Origin of the sequence: Macrococcoides caseolyticum, assembly GCF_002902665.1 — a bacterium.
GTDB lineage: Bacteria > Bacillota > Bacilli > Staphylococcales > Staphylococcaceae > Macrococcoides > Macrococcoides caseolyticum.
Genome location: NZ_PPRM01000023.1, coordinates 1 through 19,664 on the forward strand (window position 1 = coordinate 1; position 19,664 = coordinate 19,664).

Here is a 19,664-nt window from a genome sequence, read left to right on the forward strand (position 1 = left end):
TATTTTGAAGAAGTTTTACACTCGCGATTTCTTAGTTTGAAATGTTTCGTGCGCCGTTCTTACTCAATTAATATTAAATGTTTGAGAACAAAGTTTCAATAGTCTTTTTTACACTTTTTCATTTTGTTTTTCAAACGCTTAATCGTTGGTGTCACTTGTTTTTGCGACTTTTATATCTTAACAAGTTGCTATATTAAAGTCAACACTTTATTTAATATTTTTTATATATAACAACCCGGACAATACAGAGGATGTTCTTCTCTGTATTGTCCGGGTTGTCGTTTAGGCAGAATAATTTCACTAAGCCTTCTTTTCTCTATATAAAAACTGATAGATAATGATGAGTATGAATGCGATGATGATCATTATCGCCATATTGTTGTGAATGTTGTGTAATACATTGCTATAGTAGACGACCGACATGACTATCGATCCAGTAGTTGAGCCGATAAACTTAAGTAAACTATAAGTGCTCATCATACTACCGAGTTCATGGGGTGCCGCACTTTCTTGAATGGTTACGACATTCTTCGTAAATACAGTACCATAGCTTAATCCTAGAAATATACACCCAATCGTTACTGCAATAACACTTTCTGTAATTAGTATAATCGCTGCACCGATAATCATATAGAAGAAACTTAATTGATAGACTTGCTTAATAGTAAAGCGTTGTTCAACACGTTTCAATATAAATGTAGATGCCAGCCAGAACACTGATATTGAGAAGGTCGTTAAACCACTAAGTAATGGTGACAACCCTTTTTCTGTCTGCAAATAAAACGGTAAGAATATGTTCGTTCCCATCAACAGCATTGCGTATACCATATCTGTTCCCATCGTTATACCTATCTTTTTATTAAAGGAGCGTACTGGTATAAATGGTGATTGTACTTTCAATTCAAACTTAACAAATATAACGAGTAATGTAATTGCTACTATATATGCTGACATACTCAGTGGTTCCCCAGCTGTGAAACCAATAATCAAACAGCTTAAAAATGCATAGAAAAGCAATAACCCTTTAACATCAAGTTTCGCCTTAGAGGGTTGCTCATCAAATTTGAAGAACTTCAGTACAAGAACAATTGCAACTATTGCTACAGGAACATTAATGTAAAATAAAAAACTCCATCTTAAGTATGTTAGTATTAATCCACCTAAAAGTGGTCCTACGATACTTGAAATGCCCCAGACACTTCCCACGATCCCCATTACTTTATAGCGATAAGGAATCTCAAATGCAATCTTCGGAATAATACTCCCCATCGTCATCATGATACCTGCACCAAGACCTTGAACAAGACGTGATGCAACAAGCATCGGAAACGTAAATGACGCTCCTGATAACATACTTCCTACTATAAATATAATAATACCGAATATCATCGTATACTTAGATCCGATACGTTTCATAATTTCCCCGACAAGCGGTGTTATCACTACAATAGCAATCATATAGCTGGTAAATATTAATGCCAGTGATTCTTTAACACCAAGATCTTTGCCGATTGCAGGTGTTGCGAGTGACACGATTGATGTTTCGATGGCACTCATAAACATAATAATCACGAGCGCACTAATTAATCCTCTTTTCATTTCCGCCTCATTTCTTAATGACAAATGACCTAACTCCAATGAGCCAGGTCATATCATTATCTCTTTTTTCGTTTTTTATTATGTGTGACAATTTGCGTATTCTTCACATTCTTACTAGGGGACTCTGGTGTTTCCTCTACCCAAGTGCCATTTGCAATCTTGCGTGCCTTACGTTCTTCAAAAGATGCCTTATTATATTTCGGTAATGATAATAACTGAAATGCATTACATAAAAGCAGCGCAAAGATGGTGCAATACAGCCACATCATATCTTTAACCTTCAGAAATGGTATGAGCTCTACAGTTGTCATTACGACCATAAAGAACATTGCAGGAATAAAGACATTTTTACCTGTCAGCTTGTTTTTATAGACACTTACAGCAATACCGAAGATGACGATTAAAATTGGAATCCAGATAAATTTAAGGATATCTCCATCCTTCTGCCCAAAACGTAAATATCTGAAATAAACGAGATCGACAATTGCAAATAGAATAATCACAACTTGAATCGCATTCCAGCCGTTTCTAAATATGCCCTGTCCCATCTGATGGATAAACAAGTATGCGAAGAATGCCAGCTGGCTGATTGATGCAATTAACAGTCCGTATCCCATAAACCAGATTAGCGCTGCCAGGAATTCCCCTAATTCACCTTGGACAAGATAAACTGTTAATTTATCATACCCGAATATAAGACTGACGATTACTGTGACAACAAGTCCTATAAGTAACGTGATGCCATAGAATTTACCTAAATTTTTTAAAGTCACGATTGTACCTCTTTAATTTATTTTGTTTTATCGATTACCTTCTGAGCCATTTGCGTATAGATGATACCAAGTGGATGGTCTTCCTGATAGACAGAAGGTGCAAAATCTTCATTGTCCCAGTCCGGTTGAGCTAACGGAAGTTGCCCGAGCAGCTCTGTGTTTAACTCTTCAGCTAACTTTTGACCGCCACCAGAACCAAATACATACTCTTTATTTCCCGTTTCTTTACTTTCGAAGTAGCTCATATTCTCTACTACACCAAGAATTTCATGCTCCGTATGCAATGCCATCGCTCCTGCTCTTGATGCTACAAATGCAGCTGTTGGATGTGGCGTTGTTACGATGATTTCTTTACTCTTCGGCAACATTGTATGTACATCTAGTGCAACATCTCCTGTGCCTGGTGGTAAATCTAAGAGAATATAATCCAGATCTCCCCAATTCACTTCGTTAAAGAAGTTATTGATCATCTTCCCAAGCATTGGCCCACGCCAAATGACAGGTGTATTCTCTTCTACGAAAAACGCCATCGAAATTACCTTTACTCCAAAACGTGATACAGGGACGATGCGTTCGCCATCAATTTCAGGTCGTTCTGAAATTCCCATCATATCCGGAACACTGAAACCATAAATATCAGCGTCAACTAGTCCTACACGTTTACCTAAGCGGGCAAGTGCGACAGCAAGGTTCACAGAAACCGTTGATTTCCCGACGCCACCCTTTCCTGAAGCGATTGAGATGAATGTCACCTTATTATTTGGATCGACTAACTTTTCAATTTCCGAAGTAGAAACTCCACGGAACTGCTCAAGCATCGACTCGTCCATCTCTTCAAAACGTATCCCTACAGTTTTTGCGCCATTCTCCTTCAATTTCTCTACAATTTGCATCTGAAGATCAAGCTGAGGCTGGCCTCCAAGCTTTGCAATCATCACTTTAACAGATACATGTTCTTTCTCTTCTTTAATACTAATTTCTTTAATCCCCTCTGTTTCAGAGAGAGGTACATTAATTACTGGATCTTCTAATTGCCCGATAATTTCTATTACTTGTTCTTTAGTTAACAATTTAAACGCTCCTTCATCTTATAATAATTTTAGTTTAACAAAAAGAATCGGCTTTGTATAAAAGAAATTACTATAAATGATATAGTTATGATGTATTCGTGATTTTATGGGTATAACATAGATAAATCATTACCGAAAGGATGAGGAGAATCATATGACAAAGAATTATACAATGATGCAATATTTCGAATGGCATACAAATGGAGATGGCGGGCATTGGAAACGTCTGAAAGAAGACGCACCAAAACTAAAGGAAAGTGGAATTGATGCGATTTGGTTACCTCCTGCATGTAAAGCAGATCATGTAACGAATACAGGATATAGCATCTATGATTTATATGACCTTGGGGAATTCGACCAGAAAGGAGAAGTGCGTACTAAATATGGGACGAAAGAAGAATTATTAGATGCAATTAAAGCTTGTCATGAGAACGACATAAAAGTTTATGCTGATATTGTGCTCAATCATAAGGCTGGTGCAGATGAAACTGAAACAATCAAAGTCTTAGAAGTTGATACTAATGATCGTAACCATGTCATCTCTGAACCTTTCGAAATCGAAGCCTATACAAAATTTGAATTCCCAGGTCGTAATAATAAATATAGTGATTTCAAATGGAATCACACACACTTCAACGGTACTGACTACGATCACAAAACTGGTCGCAAGGGCATCTTTAAAATAATAGGAGAAAATAAAGACTGGAACGAATTCGTAGATGACGAAAATGGCAACTTCGATTACTTGATGTTTACGAATATCGATTACAAACACCCAGATGTCCGACAACATACAATTGAATGGGGAAAATGGCTGATTGACACATTAGGGATAGATGGCATGCGCATGGATGCCGTAAAACATATCGAAAGCTATTTTATCAAAGACTTTACTGACGCAATGCGTGAACACGCTGGAGAAGACTTCTATTTCCTCGGTGAATATTGGAATTCTGACCTTGGAAAGAATGAAAAATTTCTTGAAGAAGCAGATTACAACACTGATTTATTTGATGTTAAGCTGCACTTCAACTTTAAAACCGCTTCTGAAGAAGGCAGCGCCTATGATCTACGCACATTATTTGAAGATACAATTGTTGAAGAACACCCTGAACTTGCGGTCACTTTTGTTGATAACCATGACTCTCAGCCAGGCGAAGCATTAGAATCTTTCGTTAAGGACTGGTTCAAACAAAGCGCTTATGCACTAATATTATTACGCAAAGATGGATACCCATGTATATTCTATGGTGATTATTATGGCATTGGTGGAGAAGAGCCAGTCGAAGGAAAGCAGCTTGCAATCGACCCATTACTTTATATCAGACAAAATAAAGCTTATGGGGAACAAGATGATTACTTCGACCACCCAAATGTTATCGGCTTTGTCAGACGTGGTAACGGCAATAAGACAGGTTGTGCTGTAATTATCAATTCCAGTGAAGAAGAAGCAGAAAAACAGATGTTTGTCGGCAAAGAACGCGCCGGTGAAGTCTGGTATGATTACACCAATACAAGAGAGGATAGAATCACGATTGACGAAGAAGGAAATGGCCTCTTCAAAGTTAACCCTGGAAGCGTATCAGTCTACTGCGAAGAAGAATAAGGATGAAAAAAGGTCGTGACAGAAGTGTTCTGCCACAAGCAAAACCGAAAGGGTAGCTAGCAACAGGTTGCTAGCTACCCTTCTTTATTTCATCATCTATTCTCTTTATTATTCAAATCCACGCTATCAGGATAGAAAAGTTCTGTTAAATAGTATAATGCACTAATAATCGCCAGTACGACAAAAAAGTTTATCCTAATATGCTGGTAATTAATATGCACCCCGAAATAAAAAACTATTGTCGAAATACTTACTGATATGATATGAAAATACCAACCATGAAAAAACTTATTCTCTGGGAGCATACGCTTTAATTCGTCCATAATGTATTCAATAATAAACAATAGCACGTAGCCAATGATTAAATATGAGCCGTAATAAAAGCTATTATCCATCACACTTTCATTATATGTAAACTCTGCTAGATGGAAATAAATAAGTAATCTACTGAGTCCATACATTCCGAAGAACACCATCAATATAAAGGCTGTTCCAGAAATTAACACTGCAGATAGCACGAACAGGAGCGCTATCCAGGAAATATTCGGCCTCTTTAGTTTCACAATCTATCAATCCTTTACGTTAATGGGCGCTTATCAAAATGAGATATACCCTTATAGAAGAGTATATCTCATTTTCCATTATTTAAAAGTCTAAACCTCTTGCTTTAAATGTATTCCCCTGACTAAAGTCTCCTGCTTCATATCCTCGCTTGAACCAGTCCATACGTTCCGCACTAGAACCATGTGTAAAAGTATCAGGATTTGCACGTCCTAATGCATTCTTCTGAATTGTGTCATCTCCAACTGCATGGGCTGCTTTAATCGCTTCTTCTAAATCTCCATCATCTGTATAACCCATTTCTTGTGCGTGCTTTGCATAAACACCTGCAAAATAGTCTGCTTGTAGCTCAACAGCAACAGAATATTTGTTGTACTCAGTTTCAGATAATTGATTTCTTAACTGATGGAATTTCGGTAAGATACCAAGTTCATTCTGCACGTGATGTCCAACTTCATGTGCAATAACATAAGCCATCGCGAAATCTCCAGGCGCATCAAACTTCTGATCCAGTTCGTCCATAAAAGATAGGTCGATATAAATCTTCTGATCAACCGGACAATAGAACGGTCCCATTTGAGCACTTGCTTGTCCACACCCTGAACGTACTGCATCTGAATATAATACCATCCTCGGTTCAGTATACGATTTATCATAATCCTGGAATATCTTATGCCAGACGTCTTCCGTATCTTTCAGTACCACTGATGCAAACTGTCCACGTTCATCTAAAGATTGTTCTGTCGCAGCGCCATCGTTCCCGGCATCCGTCTTAACATTCCCTGTATCAAAGACATCATTGTTGCCATTATTTTGTTGCTGATTCTGTGTTTGCGTAGATTGACTTTCGCCGCCCATGTAATCCATTGGGTTACCACCCATCAATACGATAATGATCATGACGATGATTCCTAAACACCCCATACCACCGCCACCGATAACCATCGGGCTGCCACCAGAAAAGCCACCAGAGCCTCTCGCATCTTCTACATTAGAACTCCCCTGTCTACCTTGCCATTTCATACGTCTTCCTCCTCATAGGCCCTTATTATCTTAAATACCATTACCCAAATTTCAATGCGCACAATCATTTATTTATGGAAACATTAAAAAATGAGATTGGGGATATCCCAATCTCTTATATCAATATTTTTTCAGTTCATCGACTGACGATAATCCTTTTGTAATAAGGTAATATTGTCCGGACTGTTTCTTTATCTGGACAATCTCTTCATTAACCCGGTTTCCATAACACTTTTGAACATAATATCTATGTTTCTTTCTATTAATATAATCTTCATGTAACCATATATGATCTTTACCGTTCGGGTAAATTTTAAAAGTGAGTACATCACCGACATAAGATCCGTCTATTTCTACAGCTGCTTTATAATAATATTTTGCAGTACTGTGCTCGACCGTTCTTGTCAGTGATATGAGTTCACTTTTATAAGATTTTCCTTCTATTTCAAAGTCGAACTGCATCTCCTTCTCTAATTGCTTATAGAGCTCTCGATCCACTTCACCTGTAACGAAAGTTTCAGGTGAAGCAATTGTTAAGACAGGAGACTGCTGTTTAGCGTTTGTAAATTGCTGCAGTTGTTCCTTATTAATTTCACTTACTATTCCTGTTGTCTCGGAAGTGATTGTCAGCTGATCAACCGCTTCACTTGCCGCACTCTCCTTAGTTTTTAATATCTCGAGTTCATTTTTATGTTTCTCATACTCACTTATCAGCCAGTTCAGCTCTGCATCAATACGCGGACTCGCAGATTGTGCAAGTGCTTCTTGCTTCACAGCGAGCTGTCCTTCAATCTGATTCATTGCAATCAATTGATTATCAATCTTCAAGCTTAATTCCTTTTCATTTGCAGCGATGGCGCTATCCTCATAACTAAAAAGCGCCTGTCCTTTAGTTACTTTGTCCCCTTGCCTTACATGAAGTATCACTGGTCGTGATTGATTACCACGCTGAAAATAAGGGGTGCGTGTCTGTGCTATCGTACCTTTAACTGTGAGATGATAGCGTTTCATATACTCGTCAATAAATAATGTTTCCTGCCTTCTACTCAAGAATGCATAAACTGTTGCGATAAGTAATACAACAATGATACTGATCAATATTACAGGTAATAACCATCGCCGTTTCATATAAAACCTCGCTTATCTATTGATATGCTTATATTGTACTGGAATTTATATGAATTTATCGTAAAAATATTGTAAAAATTACTTTAAGATTCTATCATCTTCAGATTTAATATGGGCATTTATATTAGAATGATCCTGCTTTTTTTGATGCTTATAATATTGCACGGTGAGCATCATTAATAACAATGCGGCAAATAGTGATACAAATCCCATCCACATCAAACCTTTAACATTAAATATATAATGATAACTGAGTCCAAGGTTTATCGCCGCAATCAAAAGCATCATGAACATCACATAGATTGTTGTTTTATTTTTCAAATCGGTCACCTCTTATAGTCGACGTGTGCGCAACAAATCTTCGTAAGCTGTTGCGATGCTATCTTTTCCTTCTTTATTCTTCAAAGGACTGAACTCTTCATTACGATCAAACTGTACCGTCTTAAAAGTATCCGCATATTTGAAGATATCAAAGTAGAACTTCTCAAACTTTAATGCTGTAGCTTCAATAACAGTAAAACTCTCATCTAACTGCGGCAGCTGTTTAATCGCCAGGTGATAAGGCATTTCACTTTGTGCATGATTCACAATGAAATCAAGCTTAAATATATGAATTCCGATATTCGCATTACGGAAATGATTCTCTTCTCCTTTAGGAAGCTCAGTGTATTCAATGACTTGTTTTTTCCCATTCACTTCCACAACGCGGCCGACACTTTCATTATCTTTTGCTGCAATCGTCTTCGTTGTAACATCTGCGTCACTTTCAACTGCATAGCCACAAAGTACCGGGTCCAGCACTTTTACAAGTACATTATCAATATTATTCATGTAAATGTGTGTAACGCCTCTTTCTTGTAACAGCTTATTCGTACCTGATGCATTCAATGCTTCAAAGATTCCACCGTTACCGTTCGGTGTTGTCAGCAGCTGTTTGTCCTCATTGAGTAATAGCTCTCCACCTTCACTCAATGCTACAATATTAGGTTGAATGAAGAAAAAGACATCCTGTTTATCTAATCCGAAATAATCATGCGCTTCAAAGAAAGCGATTGTTTCTTTATGGTTAATATCACTCGTCATAATGACCCAAGGTATTGACACGTTCAAGCTTTCAATCAATGCTTTTATTTGTCTTGCCTGAAGTTCAAACAGACTCACACCATCAAATTCAAATGTACCTTTCGGCCCATTATGCGCGAGACGTGTACCTTGTCCACCAGCCATTAGAACTGCGGCAAACTTGCCAGCTTTAATAGCACTTTGCCCTAATGCCTCCATATGTGCCAGCGCTTCTGTTGATTGCTCACTAATAATGGTTGTTGCGATATCCTGGACATCTTCCGGAAGCGCAATCTGTCGATGAACATAGACATCTTGATACAACTTATCTATCTTTTCAAAATCTTGAATGGATAACGTTTCTTCTAGTCTTTGTTTTTCAACTTGAGACAATAACTCCATATGGTTTAATAGTTGATGATGATGATATTTTTTTAAGTGCTTTTCCATAGTAAAACTCCTTTAATATTTTATCCAACTTATCGTTCTGTGGATAATCTCATTATAGACAATATACATTGTTACAAGACTGAATGCCGTTGCAAGCGAATGGTCTATAACTCCACCTGTCTTGATTTTAAACGGAAATCTAATCTTTTTAGTCCACGGGAAGAATAATGTCACGCCTGATGGTGTCATCATATCTAATATTAAATGACTCATAATCCCAAGATTAGCGCTGATAATATAAACATTCTGTACTTGAAGTAAGTATAACACTGTCGACACGAGCAGCATAAACAATATGGAATGTGTTACCGTTCTATGGCCGAATAATACACGGATTAATGCACTGACCGGCCAAATTTTTCTACCTATTTTACTGCCTGCATGACAAATATCAGGAACTATACTAAAAAGCGCAGACGTTCCGATGATTGCTGCAAACTGACTGATATTATATGCGTGTGAAACCGCATAGTGCGTCCCAATGAATACACCACATGCGATATGAGTCTTTCCTGTCACGTATGTACCTCCATTAAATTTTATAGGTCTTTATTATAGTATAGATAACAAAGAAAAAACTATGACATCACGAAGAGTTCATAGTTTTAGTCTATTGTTCAATCGATTGAGTGCCGCTCTTGAGATTCATACGCTGCTCTAATTGCTTCTATTATTAACATTATTCATCTGTCGTATCTTCATGTTGGTTCGGCTGAACTGTTTGTGATTGTTCGGTTGAAGGGAGCTCAGTCGTAACAATTTCCGTTGTCGGCATTTCTGTCGTAGGCATTTCTGTTGTCGGCGTCTCTGTTGTCGGTTGCGTCGACGGCTGTACGGGCTCTGGTCTTTTGTGTGTAACTGTATGTGTCGAGTCTTGCGTTTGCGTAGGTGGATTCAACTGATAGCATGTACCATCTTTACAGTTATATCCTTCGTTCGTTAAATTATTCCATGCTTTTGAATATTCCTTCGTCTCAGCTAATACTGCACATCTGGCACTTCCTCCACCATTGATAAGACAATTTCTAGAATCGTTATACTTTGTAGTATCAATATTATCCTGATCAATGATGTCTTGATTAGAGGGGTATGTTGTAATTTGTTCTTCAGATGACTCAGGTACAGCATTTTCTGTTTTGTTTTTTGTTTTATTATCATTTTGTTCAGTAGTCTTCTTACTTTCTTTTTTTTCAGGGTTCACTTTAACTTCTACTTTAGGTTTTGATTCTTTGCGCTCTTTTTCTTGTCCATCATTACATGCTGTTAGTACTAACACACTCGTCAATATCAGCATTATAAGTCTATTCATTGTGTCTCTCCTTAATAGCTATCTATTGCTCAGACTATTATAACACATTTTAAAAATTGTAAAGAACTTGCTCATTGCCACATAATTTTGCGATTGCTATAATCATCAAGTAAAGGAGTGAGATAATGGACAATACACAAAAAGGCGTTCTATATACAGCACTAGCATATCTTCTATGGGGAATCTTACCTTCGTATTGGCGTGCAGTAAGTAGTTTTAATGATTACGAGATTTTATTCCATCGTATTATCTGGTCATTTTTCTTTATGATCATTGTGCTGGCTGTAACAAAGAAGCTATCCCCTTTAGTCAAAGAGACAAAAAGTTTATTTAAGAGAAAACGTGAATTTATCGCACTGATTATCGCTAGCGTCGTGATAACCTTTAACTGGGGTATATTTATCTGGGCTGTTAATAATAATCATGTGCTGCAAGCGAGTCTTGGTTATTATATCAACCCATTGATGAGCATTGCACTTGGATTCATCTTTCTGAAAGAACGCTTTACCAGAACGGAAACACTGGCCATCCTACTCGCTGCAATAGGTGTACTCTATATGACATTCTCTGTCGGAACATTCCCTATCGTTTCAGTCACGTTGGCACTGAGCTTTGCCTTATACGGTTTAATGAAGAAGGTAGTCAATATTAATGCGCTCTATAGCATCACACTAGAAACATTCTTCATATTACCTATCGCTTTTCTCGGTATCGCAATATTAACCGCAGACCAAAAGACATATTTTGGTAATAACTTCGAAAGTTTTCTAATTCTATTCTCCGGTATCGTAACTGCGATTCCTCTTATTTTATTTAGTGCCGGTGCAAAGCGTATTCCACTTTCTCTCGTTGGATTACTACAGTACATCTCACCAACACTTATCTTACTCCAAGGTGTTTTTATGTTTGGTGAACCCTTTACATTGACACACGCAATTACATTCGGCTGTATTTGGAGTGGCTTGATGATATATAGTTTAAGCAAATGGATGCAATACAAGAAATCCAGAAAGATAAAATTGTAAAAAACCTAGATGCAACAGCTTCTAGGTTTTAATTTATGATCAAATCATTACATGAACAGCATTATACATATTCATTCTTACTGGCAATCATACCAAAGATAAACATACAGATTGCGATGATATAGAACATTATAAAACTTGTAGTATAAGTTCCTGTCATATCATTTAAGTATCCCATCAATACCGGCCCAATCGCTGCAATAATGTAACCAACCGATTGACTAAAACCCGACAGTTTGATTGCATCTTCATTTGTACGAGCACGCAATGAGAAAAATAGCATACATAGACTAAATGCTGCTCCACCAGCAAGACCGGTTGCAATCATTCCAATAACAATCCATACAATATGATTAAACTGCAAAGCAGTGAAACCTATTAAGAAGAGCATCGTAAAAGCAATCACTAACGGACGCTGATTGTTCATCTTCATCGCAATGACAGGCATCATAAACGTCATCGGAAGCTGTGCAAACTGGTTTAGCATCAGCATATATCCCGCTATTTCCTGCGATACACCATAATGAATCAATATTTCAGGAAACCACGTCACAGTACTGTAAAAGTTCATAGACTGAAATCCCATCATCAGTGCAATTGCAACTGCTAACTTAGAGTGATAAATTCTATGGCTACTTACTGAAACTGCTGGCTTTGGATTATGCTTTAGTTGTGGCAGCCACACGAGAAGCCCAATTACCGAGGGAATAATCCAGAATCCCAATGCGAACTGATAACCGTAATCGTTATAATGTGCTAAGGGGACGCTTAAGCCACCACCAATTCCTGCTGTTAAATTCATCGTAGCGGCAAATACACCCGTCATCAGTCCGATATGCGCTGGAAAGCGCCATTTAACGAAGCTTGGTAGTATCACATTTCCTATCGCAATACCTGTACCTACCAATATCGTTCCCGTGATAAGCCACGTCACATTCGGGAGAATACGCACTATCAGACCACATAACAGCAGTAACATTCCACTTAATAACGTCATACTCATGCCAATTTTTCCGCTTATTTTTGCGACGAAAGGCGACACGATACCAAACATAATGAGTGGGATTGTAGTCAGTCCTCCAAGCATCGCATGATTCAATGACAATGTATCTCCGATTTCAGAAATAATCGGACCAATTACTGTTAATGGAGCGCGCAATGTCGCCGCAACAACAATCACTGCCGCTAATAATAAAAACATAGATTTATATCTCAATTCATCAAATCCCTTCATTGTATATGATAATCAATTCCTGTAAGTTTTTTAAGATAAATCAACAAATAAACGCTAATTTCTTTCATTAAAGATGAATTTCGTTTAAAAACATCTAATCACATCAGTTTATTTGAATATACCGATAAAAAGCGTTATATTAATGGTATAAAAACGATAAGGATGTGTTTAGAAATGGCAATGAGAATTACTAAAGATGACAAAGAAGTAAATATTAAATGGCGTGTTGCTGATATCACTATTCCAAACGAAGATATTTTAAGTGTTAAAGAAGATACGAATATTTACGCCACTGCTGAAGAAGCGAGCGACGAAAAAATCGTACGTATCGGCTCTACTTTTGGTAAAACAAACCGCGTTCTCTTAGACACAAAAGACAAGAAATACATTATCTATACACATAACGATAAAAAAATCATTAACGAATTAAATAAATAATACCATCAAGAGGGTCTGACATCTGTCACCCTCTTGTTTTTCACTACAAGCTATCAACTTATCACTACTTATAGAGGAGCATTATCATGGAAAGCTTAAAAAACAAGACAGCACTTATTACAGGCGGTTCGAGAGGTATCGGTTTACAGATCGCTAAGACGCTTGCACATGAAGGTGTACATATTGCAATTACAGGCCGTAACATCGATCATCTGGAATCTGCTGTAGACTCACTTTCACAGTTTGATATAGATGTAACTGCGATTGTATGTGACAGTGCAAACAAAGACGATATTAAAGCAGCTGTTGCACATACATTGGAAACATTTGAACGCATCGATATATTGATCAATAATGCAGGCATTATGCATAACAGCTCATTTCTCACGACAACTGAAGAAGAGTTCAATAAGATGATGGCCGTGAATGTGTATGGTCCATTTCATTTTATGCAGGAGGTTCTGCCGCATATGATCAACCAGCAGTCAGGTGACATTGTCAATATGAGCTCAATGTCCGCTGTAAATGCCGGCCCGACTTCAAGTGCATACTCTGCAAGTAAATTTGCATTATCAGGATTATCTGATGGTGTTATGAGAGAAATGCGTCAGCATAATATCAGAACGTTCTTGATTCACCCTTCTGCTGTATTAACAGACTTAATCGGTGAAGTGTCACTCGATCCTGAATCAATGACACACCCTGAAGATATCGCAGAGATCATTGTTTCCCAGCTTAAGATCAATCGCAGAACATTTGTACGTACGAATCAGATATGGGCAACAAATCCAACAAAACTTTAGGAGTGATTTCATGTATATCGTTACAAATAGGATTAAAATGAAAAAAGGATTCGCTGAAAAGATGGCACCGATGTTTACGAAAGGTGGGGCAATCCAAGAATTAAAAGGTTTCCATAAGATTGAAACATGGTCTATTCAGAACTTAGAAGATTATGACGAACTTTATGTCAATACATGGTGGGAAACGTTAGAAGACTTTGAAGCATGGAAAACGAGTGATGCGTTCAATCAGGCACATTCACGTGGCGGCGATAAACCTCAAGGAGAATCACCAATGCTTGGTTCAGAAATTGTCATCGCAAAGCTTGAAACAGAAGTTTAAGAGAACTATATAACGAAAAGATTGCTTGAAACAAAGAACGTTTCTTGCAATCTTTTCGCGATTTTACTCGTGTCTAAACGCTCGTGTCACGACCTTTTTTGACGGCGCTCCACGAGCAGACACTTCGATAAAATCAAAAAGATTGCTTGAAACAAAGAACGTTTCTTGCAATCTTTTCGCGATTTTACTCGTGTCTAAACGCTCGTGTCACGACCTTTTTATACGCTAAATAGTAGATGTCCCATTAGCACGATAATCGGTAAACAGATGATTGTTCTCATCAAGAAGATGATAAACAGCTTAGGTAAGCTTACCGGTATTTTAGAGCCTAATATAACACCACCTACTTCTGATAAATAAATCAGCTGAGAGATACTTAATGCACCAATAACAAAACGTGTAAGATCATATTCAGAATCTGTTATAAGTATCGAAGGTAAGAACATATCTGCAAATCCAATCAATATCGTCTGAGATGCTGCAACTGCATCAGGAATCTGGAGCAATTCTAATAAAGGTACGAACGGCATTCCAATCCACTGAAAGAACGGCGTATACTCAGCAATGATTGTTGCTGCTGTACCGATACACATTACGACAGGCAGTACCGCAAACCACATATCTCCTACTGTTTTAAATCCTTGATACCAGAATGTTTTAAATCCGGGTGCTTTAATCGCTGTTCTAGTCGCATTTTCGTATCCGTAGCTGAGGACATTATGATTATCAGGAATCTCTTCATCTTTAATTTCAGTTGTTCCATCAGCATAATGGTCCGGGATCTTCGACAACGGCCAAATACGCGGCATAATCATCGCTGCAACCAAACATGACACAATAACAGTTCCATAGAAATAGAAAAAGTGATTCATTAGTCCAATCTGTTCACAAACAACAATCGCAAACGTGATTGACACCACGGAGAAACTTGTCGCAATAACTGTTGCTTCACGTCTCGTAAAGAAGTTTCCTTCGTATTGTCTAGATGTAATCATAACGCCTACAGTGCCATCTCCAATAAATGAAGCTAAATTATCCACTGCAGAGCGTCCAGGTAATGTAAAGAGTGGGCGCATCACCTTAGAGAATATCGGTCCAAGAAATTCCAGTAATCCATAGTCCATTAAAAATGGCAGAAATAAGCCTGCAAAGAAAAATACAGCGATCAATGTCGGCAATAATTCACTATATATAAGCTGCCCTGTATTTTCAGTATCAACAAATGGGACTTTCATTTTAAAATAGACAATGGTTGCAAAAATAGCACCGATAAGACGAATGATAAACCAGATCCAGTTCACCTCAAACAGTTGTTTGAAATAACTCGTCTTTGGATGATTAATGAAACTAAAGTAAAATGTTAGTAACGTAGAAAGAATAATAACGATGAAGATTAAAGTTGGTGTGAAATTACCGAGAATCGATAACAGCCACTTTGCTAAAACTGCAACGGGCAAACTCGTCTTACCTTCAACATTGAGTGGCGTTAAAAATAGGAATATTCCGATGAGACTAGGAATAATAAATTTAAACTGCCCCACCTTACCCGTTTTGTTATCAGAATGCATCATAACACCCTCCATTTTTTATACGTAAAAATTAATATTTATTCATTTTAGCATATAAAATCGTGTACGAAAAGAAGAATTTCCAATCGTTTATCTTTTATATTTCTAATCTTTTAAAACATTTCTTCATTTTATATGCATAAGTGTCTTGTTTACATTCATATAAGCGTCGTCTCGTAAAAAAGTCCTTATAAAATTTACACTCCAGCGTATCTTCTATAAGGGCTTTTTACACTTCTACCTGCTATTTTATTTCTTTATAATATAAATTCTTATGCGGTATATTAGGATGTAAATACATATTTCCTTTGAGCAGTATCCAGTCGTTCTTATAATAGAATGCATTGGCACCGATATCGTGTACGTCACTCGTTAAATAGTACTTTCCTGGTGGTAGTGCATCTAATAACTGTGTGCCGATTCCGTTCTTATGGAAGTGCTTATCTACAGCGATAGAAACGACTTCAAATGCACCATCAAGCATTCCTTGCTGTTCTGTTGACAAAAACTGGTCCAGTAACTGTCTATAAAACTGGTCGCGTCCGCTCGTATAACCATATAAATAACCATCAATCGTCCCAAGTTGTGTACTAATAAAGCATCTAAACCCTGAATGCTCACTCAACTTTAAAATATCATTGCTCATCTCTCTTAACGGTCTACGATCGTTAAAGTTTGTCAAATAAATTTCTGCTATACGGTCAACGGCATCTTGTAGATCTACTTGTGTAATCTGTCTAATCATCTTGACCATCCCTTTCCTTTATGAAAACCTTTTCATATTTATTATGCAATTTTTTTGAACAATTGACAATGAACAATACCGTTTATCTGAATATTTTATTTTAATTTCTTATGCGTGTTTAATTTATCAAATATTGGTATAATCTTAATGCATTCAAACACTGAAAGGATTTATTATGTCAAAATTTAAACTTTTTACTTTTATACTCAGCGTATTTGTAGTGGGAATGGTAGAACTCGTCGTTGCCGGTATTCTCACTTTGATTAGCGATGATCTGCACATCTCTCGCGCACTTGCCGGCCAACTTGTCACGATTTATGCATTTACAGTAGCAATTAGCGGTCCAATACTCGTCAAACTTACTGAACGCTACAATCCAAAATGGGTACTCTTAATCAGCATGATTATATTTATTATCGGTAATATAATTAATGCTGTAGGTAACGTTTTCTGGATTATCGTCATTGGGCGTATCATCGCATCAGCAGCATCCAGTATCATTGTAGTGAAATTGCTTGCCCTCACAGTAATCTTAAGTGATCCGCGTGAACGAGGTAAGATGCTTGGGCTTGTCTATATAGGGTTTAGTGGTGCAAATGTATTTGGCGTTCCAATTGGCACAAAGCTTGGTGAAATGCTTGGATGGCGTGCAACATTCTGGATGATTGTACTCGTAAGTGTTATTGCAACAATACTCTTAATGTTCCAGCTCCCTAATACAATTAAGACATCAGAAGATGAAGACAAATCTTCAAAACTGCTCTATCCGAAAGAAGCTGCAAAGTATATCGGTATTACCTTCTTTATATTAGCTTCTAATTATATTGTATTCACTTACATCAGTCCGATGATGTTAAATGAAGGATATACGTTAGAACAAGTTTCGATTCTACTGTTTATTTGTGGTATCGGAAGTATCGCAGGGACAAGCTTCGGCGGCAGGATGGCTGATAAAATAGGTAGCAGAAAGTGGTTACTGATTGCAATAATGATATATACCCTTTCCATCTTTCTGTTTAAATTATCATTACGTGTATTCGTATTGCTGCTTATTGTGATGCTTATCTGGAATATATTTGAATGGAGTACGAACCCTGCAATTCAAATCGGGATTATTAAACAGGTTAAAGGGGATTCCAGCAGTATTATGGCGTGGAACATGAGTGCGCTCAATGCTGGGATCGGATTTGGTGCACTCATTGGAGGCATCATAATCAATAATTTTGATGTTGCGATTACACCTTATGTTTCAGTATGTTTAGCAGTGATTTGTATCGTACTCGCCTATACCATCAAAAGATAAAAGTGCTGAACCTATGGGTTCAGCACTTTTATTTATTCCATTTCAGTTTATCCTGAATGATACCAATTGCACCGAGGTACCCATATATGATAACCGGTCCTACAAACTTAAAGCCACGTTTCTTTAGATCTTTACTGATTTGTTGAGATAACCCATTATCTGTCGGTATCTTCGACTCATCTTCGTAATAAGTCACTACCGACTTTCCTTCAGTGAAGTGCCATATATAGTCATCAAACGTTCCATACTGCTCCCTTACTTTCACAAATGCTTGTGCATTGCTCATTATACTGCGTACTTTCAAACGATTACGGATCATTCCTTCATCATTCATCAGACGGTCAAAGTCACTTTCATCATATACAGCGATGGTTTCGTAATTAAAGTTCTCTAAAGCACGGCGCATCGCTTCTCTGCGCTTTAATATCGTGAGCCACGATAATCCCGCCTGCATTCCTTCTAGTACAAGCATCTCAAATAAATAACGGTCATCATGTGATTCAATCTGCCATTCATTTTCGTAATATGCTGTGAGTAAGGGATGTGCATCTGCCCATGTATGCCTCATATCATTCTCCTATCTATAAAAGATAATACCGATTATCAGTCCTGCTGTAACGCCAATCCATGGTACTACTTTACCATAGTGCAGCATAATAAACAGCAGACATGTAAACAATGCATCAAATGGATGTATGATTATGTGGTTTAATATAGGATTGATGAATGCTGCTCCTAGTATACCGATAACTCCCTTTTAATGCACTTGCAATATACCTGTTGCTACGAATATCTGCAAAATACGTTAATGATCCAATAACAAACAACAGCGCCGGCAGAAATATTGCAATCATCCTTACGATTTCCACTAATATTACTAGATGATTATCAAAATCGTGTTACAATTCATTTAAAGTTTCGTAAATATTCACAAATACTTTATAAATATCATTTCTCTCACTATGCAAAGGCTTACAATTCATATTATAATTGCATTTGTACTTCACAATAAGATAAGGAGGTTCATTGTTGGAACAGTTAAAGATTAAATCCCACAAATATCCACATCGCCCTCACATCGAGGTAGAAGGTATGCTGTTAAAAGAAACAGAAGAATACTTTCTTGTCATCTGTGATGAAACGACAATACTCCGACACTTTATCAAAAATATTGATATCCCATTACAGTATAAAACACTTCATTTTCTTCCAAAGTATCATGGTTATACTGTTTCTATCGCTCTAGATAAGGCTTATCAACCCATTAAGATATTCTGTAATATCTCTTCTCCATGTGAACGCGATAGAGATGGTAATATCACCTATCTGGACTTAGATCTGGACTATGTGAAGACAGATAATGACGAATGGTTCCTTAGAAATAACGATATGTTCCTGGAAAATAGCGCAAAGTTCAACTACCCGTTTCAACTCGCAAATTTCGCACTCGTTTCTTTACAAGAACTGAAAAATAATATTGAAGCATGTAAGTTTCCTTTCAACGTACAAAATTTCAGTGACTATATAAAATAAAGCACCACCCCCGGTCTGGTATGCGCTAACCCCATGATGTGGGATTAAAATAAAAACACTTTCGTTGAATTCATATTAAAATGAATTTATACGGAGGTGTTTTTTCTATGAA

Annotated in this window: 21 protein-coding genes; 7 read left to right on the plus strand and 14 right to left on the minus strand. The window is 37.3% G+C overall.

Translation table 11 applies throughout. The features are described 5' to 3' along the window. Positions 1 to 300: 300 nt before the first annotated feature. From CD152_RS04355 to CD152_RS04365, 3 genes are read right to left on the minus strand one after another with little or no spacing between them, the layout of a single operon-like run. The gene (locus CD152_RS04355; RefSeq protein WP_103214446.1) at positions 301 to 1,599 is read right to left on the minus strand and encodes an MFS transporter; all 1,299 of its coding nucleotides are present in this window, start codon (positions 1,597 to 1,599) and stop codon (positions 301 to 303) included. Positions 1,600 to 1,655: 56 nt separating this feature from the next. Beyond that, positions 1,656 to 2,372: a KinB-signaling pathway activation protein gene (locus tag CD152_RS04360; protein ID WP_103214447.1), complete on the minus strand. Its 717-nt coding sequence runs from the start codon at positions 2,370 to 2,372 to the stop codon at positions 1,656 to 1,658. 17 nt (positions 2,373 to 2,389) lie between these two features. Next, a complete protein-coding gene (locus CD152_RS04365) occupies positions 2,390 to 3,442 on the minus strand; it encodes an Mrp/NBP35 family ATP-binding protein (RefSeq protein ID WP_103214448.1) in 1,053 nt (350 codons plus the stop codon). A 154-nt stretch (positions 3,443 to 3,596) separates the two neighbouring features. Between CD152_RS04365 and CD152_RS04370 the strand changes: the two genes are divergently transcribed. Further along, positions 3,597 to 5,048 (plus strand): alpha-amylase, encoded by a 1,452-nt coding sequence (locus CD152_RS04370; RefSeq protein WP_103214449.1) that lies wholly within the window; start codon positions 3,597 to 3,599, stop codon positions 5,046 to 5,048. Between the two features lie 92 nt (positions 5,049 to 5,140). Here the strand turns inward: CD152_RS04370 and CD152_RS04375 are convergent, their stop codons facing one another. The 7 genes from CD152_RS04375 to CD152_RS04405 all read right to left on the minus strand — a co-directional run bounded on the left by CD152_RS04375 (position 5,141) and on the right by CD152_RS04405 (position 10,581). Further along, on the minus strand, positions 5,141 to 5,611 hold the full coding sequence (locus CD152_RS04375) for a SepA family multidrug efflux transporter (RefSeq protein WP_086038044.1): 471 nt from the start codon (positions 5,609 to 5,611) through the stop codon (positions 5,141 to 5,143). Between the two features lie 82 nt (positions 5,612 to 5,693). After that, entirely contained in the window at positions 5,694 to 6,632 is a 939-nt protein-coding gene (gene ypfJ, locus CD152_RS04380; RefSeq protein WP_101035907.1) for a KPN_02809 family neutral zinc metallopeptidase, read from the minus strand. A gap of 120 nt (positions 6,633 to 6,752) precedes the next feature. Beyond that, a complete protein-coding gene (locus CD152_RS04385) occupies positions 6,753 to 7,760 on the minus strand; it encodes an efflux RND transporter periplasmic adaptor subunit (RefSeq protein ID WP_101141341.1) in 1,008 nt (335 codons plus the stop codon). Positions 7,761 to 7,838: 78 nt separating this feature from the next. Beyond that, positions 7,839 to 8,081 (minus strand): hypothetical protein, encoded by a 243-nt coding sequence (locus CD152_RS04390; protein ID WP_101141343.1) that lies wholly within the window; start codon positions 8,079 to 8,081, stop codon positions 7,839 to 7,841. A gap of 12 nt (positions 8,082 to 8,093) precedes the next feature. Then, complete coding sequence (locus tag CD152_RS04395; protein WP_101141345.1) at positions 8,094 to 9,272, minus strand: UTP--glucose-1-phosphate uridylyltransferase; 1,179 nt, start codon at positions 9,270 to 9,272, stop codon at positions 8,094 to 8,096. A 12-nt stretch (positions 9,273 to 9,284) separates the two neighbouring features. Next, positions 9,285 to 9,791, minus strand: a complete 507-nt coding sequence (locus CD152_RS04400) for a metal-dependent hydrolase (protein ID WP_099483854.1) — start codon at positions 9,789 to 9,791, stop codon at positions 9,285 to 9,287. Between the two features lie 160 nt (positions 9,792 to 9,951). Continuing rightward, positions 9,952 to 10,581 (minus strand): hypothetical protein, encoded by a 630-nt coding sequence (locus tag CD152_RS04405; protein ID WP_101143452.1) that lies wholly within the window; start codon positions 10,579 to 10,581, stop codon positions 9,952 to 9,954. A gap of 125 nt (positions 10,582 to 10,706) precedes the next feature. Here CD152_RS04405 and rarD point away from each other — a divergent pair, with 125 nt between their 5' ends. Continuing rightward, positions 10,707 to 11,606, plus strand: coding sequence for an EamA family transporter RarD (rarD, locus tag CD152_RS04410; RefSeq protein WP_101040822.1), 900 nt, complete (start codon positions 10,707 to 10,709; stop codon positions 11,604 to 11,606). Between the two features lie 61 nt (positions 11,607 to 11,667). Here the strand turns inward: rarD and CD152_RS04415 are convergent, their stop codons facing one another. Continuing rightward, positions 11,668 to 12,807, minus strand: coding sequence for a CynX/NimT family MFS transporter (locus CD152_RS04415; protein ID WP_232237443.1), 1,140 nt, complete (start codon positions 12,805 to 12,807; stop codon positions 11,668 to 11,670). Between the two features lie 207 nt (positions 12,808 to 13,014). On the opposite strand from CD152_RS04415, the gene CD152_RS04420 reads away from it, so the two are divergent. From CD152_RS04420 to CD152_RS04430, 3 genes are all read left to right on the plus strand, one after another. Next, the gene (locus CD152_RS04420; RefSeq protein WP_041635795.1) at positions 13,015 to 13,278 is read left to right on the plus strand and encodes a SunI/YnzG family protein; all 264 of its coding nucleotides are present in this window, start codon (positions 13,015 to 13,017) and stop codon (positions 13,276 to 13,278) included. An 86-nt stretch (positions 13,279 to 13,364) separates the two neighbouring features. Next, complete coding sequence (locus CD152_RS04425; protein WP_101141348.1) at positions 13,365 to 14,081, plus strand: SDR family NAD(P)-dependent oxidoreductase; 717 nt, start codon at positions 13,365 to 13,367, stop codon at positions 14,079 to 14,081. A gap of 10 nt (positions 14,082 to 14,091) precedes the next feature. Then, positions 14,092 to 14,403, plus strand: a complete 312-nt coding sequence (locus CD152_RS04430; protein WP_101141350.1) for a heme oxygenase — start codon at positions 14,092 to 14,094, stop codon at positions 14,401 to 14,403. Positions 14,404 to 14,621: 218 nt separating this feature from the next. Here CD152_RS04430 and CD152_RS04435 read toward each other — a convergent pair whose 3' ends face one another. Both CD152_RS04435 and CD152_RS04440 read right to left on the minus strand, forming a co-directional pair. Further along, positions 14,622 to 15,974, minus strand: coding sequence for a YjiH family protein (locus CD152_RS04435; RefSeq protein WP_407943915.1), 1,353 nt, complete (start codon positions 15,972 to 15,974; stop codon positions 14,622 to 14,624). A gap of 241 nt (positions 15,975 to 16,215) precedes the next feature. Next, positions 16,216 to 16,716: a GNAT family N-acetyltransferase gene (locus CD152_RS04440; RefSeq protein WP_101141352.1), complete on the minus strand. Its 501-nt coding sequence runs from the start codon at positions 16,714 to 16,716 to the stop codon at positions 16,216 to 16,218. Positions 16,717 to 16,891: 175 nt separating this feature from the next. Here CD152_RS04440 and CD152_RS04445 point away from each other — a divergent pair, with 175 nt between their 5' ends. Further along, positions 16,892 to 18,019 (plus strand): MFS transporter, encoded by a 1,128-nt coding sequence (locus tag CD152_RS04445; RefSeq protein ID WP_103214450.1) that lies wholly within the window; start codon positions 16,892 to 16,894, stop codon positions 18,017 to 18,019. 28 nt (positions 18,020 to 18,047) lie between these two features. On the opposite strand, the gene CD152_RS04450 is transcribed toward CD152_RS04445, so the two are convergent. Further along, entirely contained in the window at positions 18,048 to 18,587 is a 540-nt protein-coding gene (locus tag CD152_RS04450; protein ID WP_101141356.1) for a DNA-3-methyladenine glycosylase I, read from the minus strand. A 461-nt stretch (positions 18,588 to 19,048) separates the two neighbouring features. Here CD152_RS04450 and CD152_RS04455 point away from each other — a divergent pair, with 461 nt between their 5' ends. Next, positions 19,049 to 19,552, plus strand: a complete 504-nt coding sequence (locus CD152_RS04455) for a DUF402 domain-containing protein (RefSeq protein ID WP_101141358.1) — start codon at positions 19,049 to 19,051, stop codon at positions 19,550 to 19,552. Positions 19,553 to 19,664 lie beyond the last annotated feature (112 nt).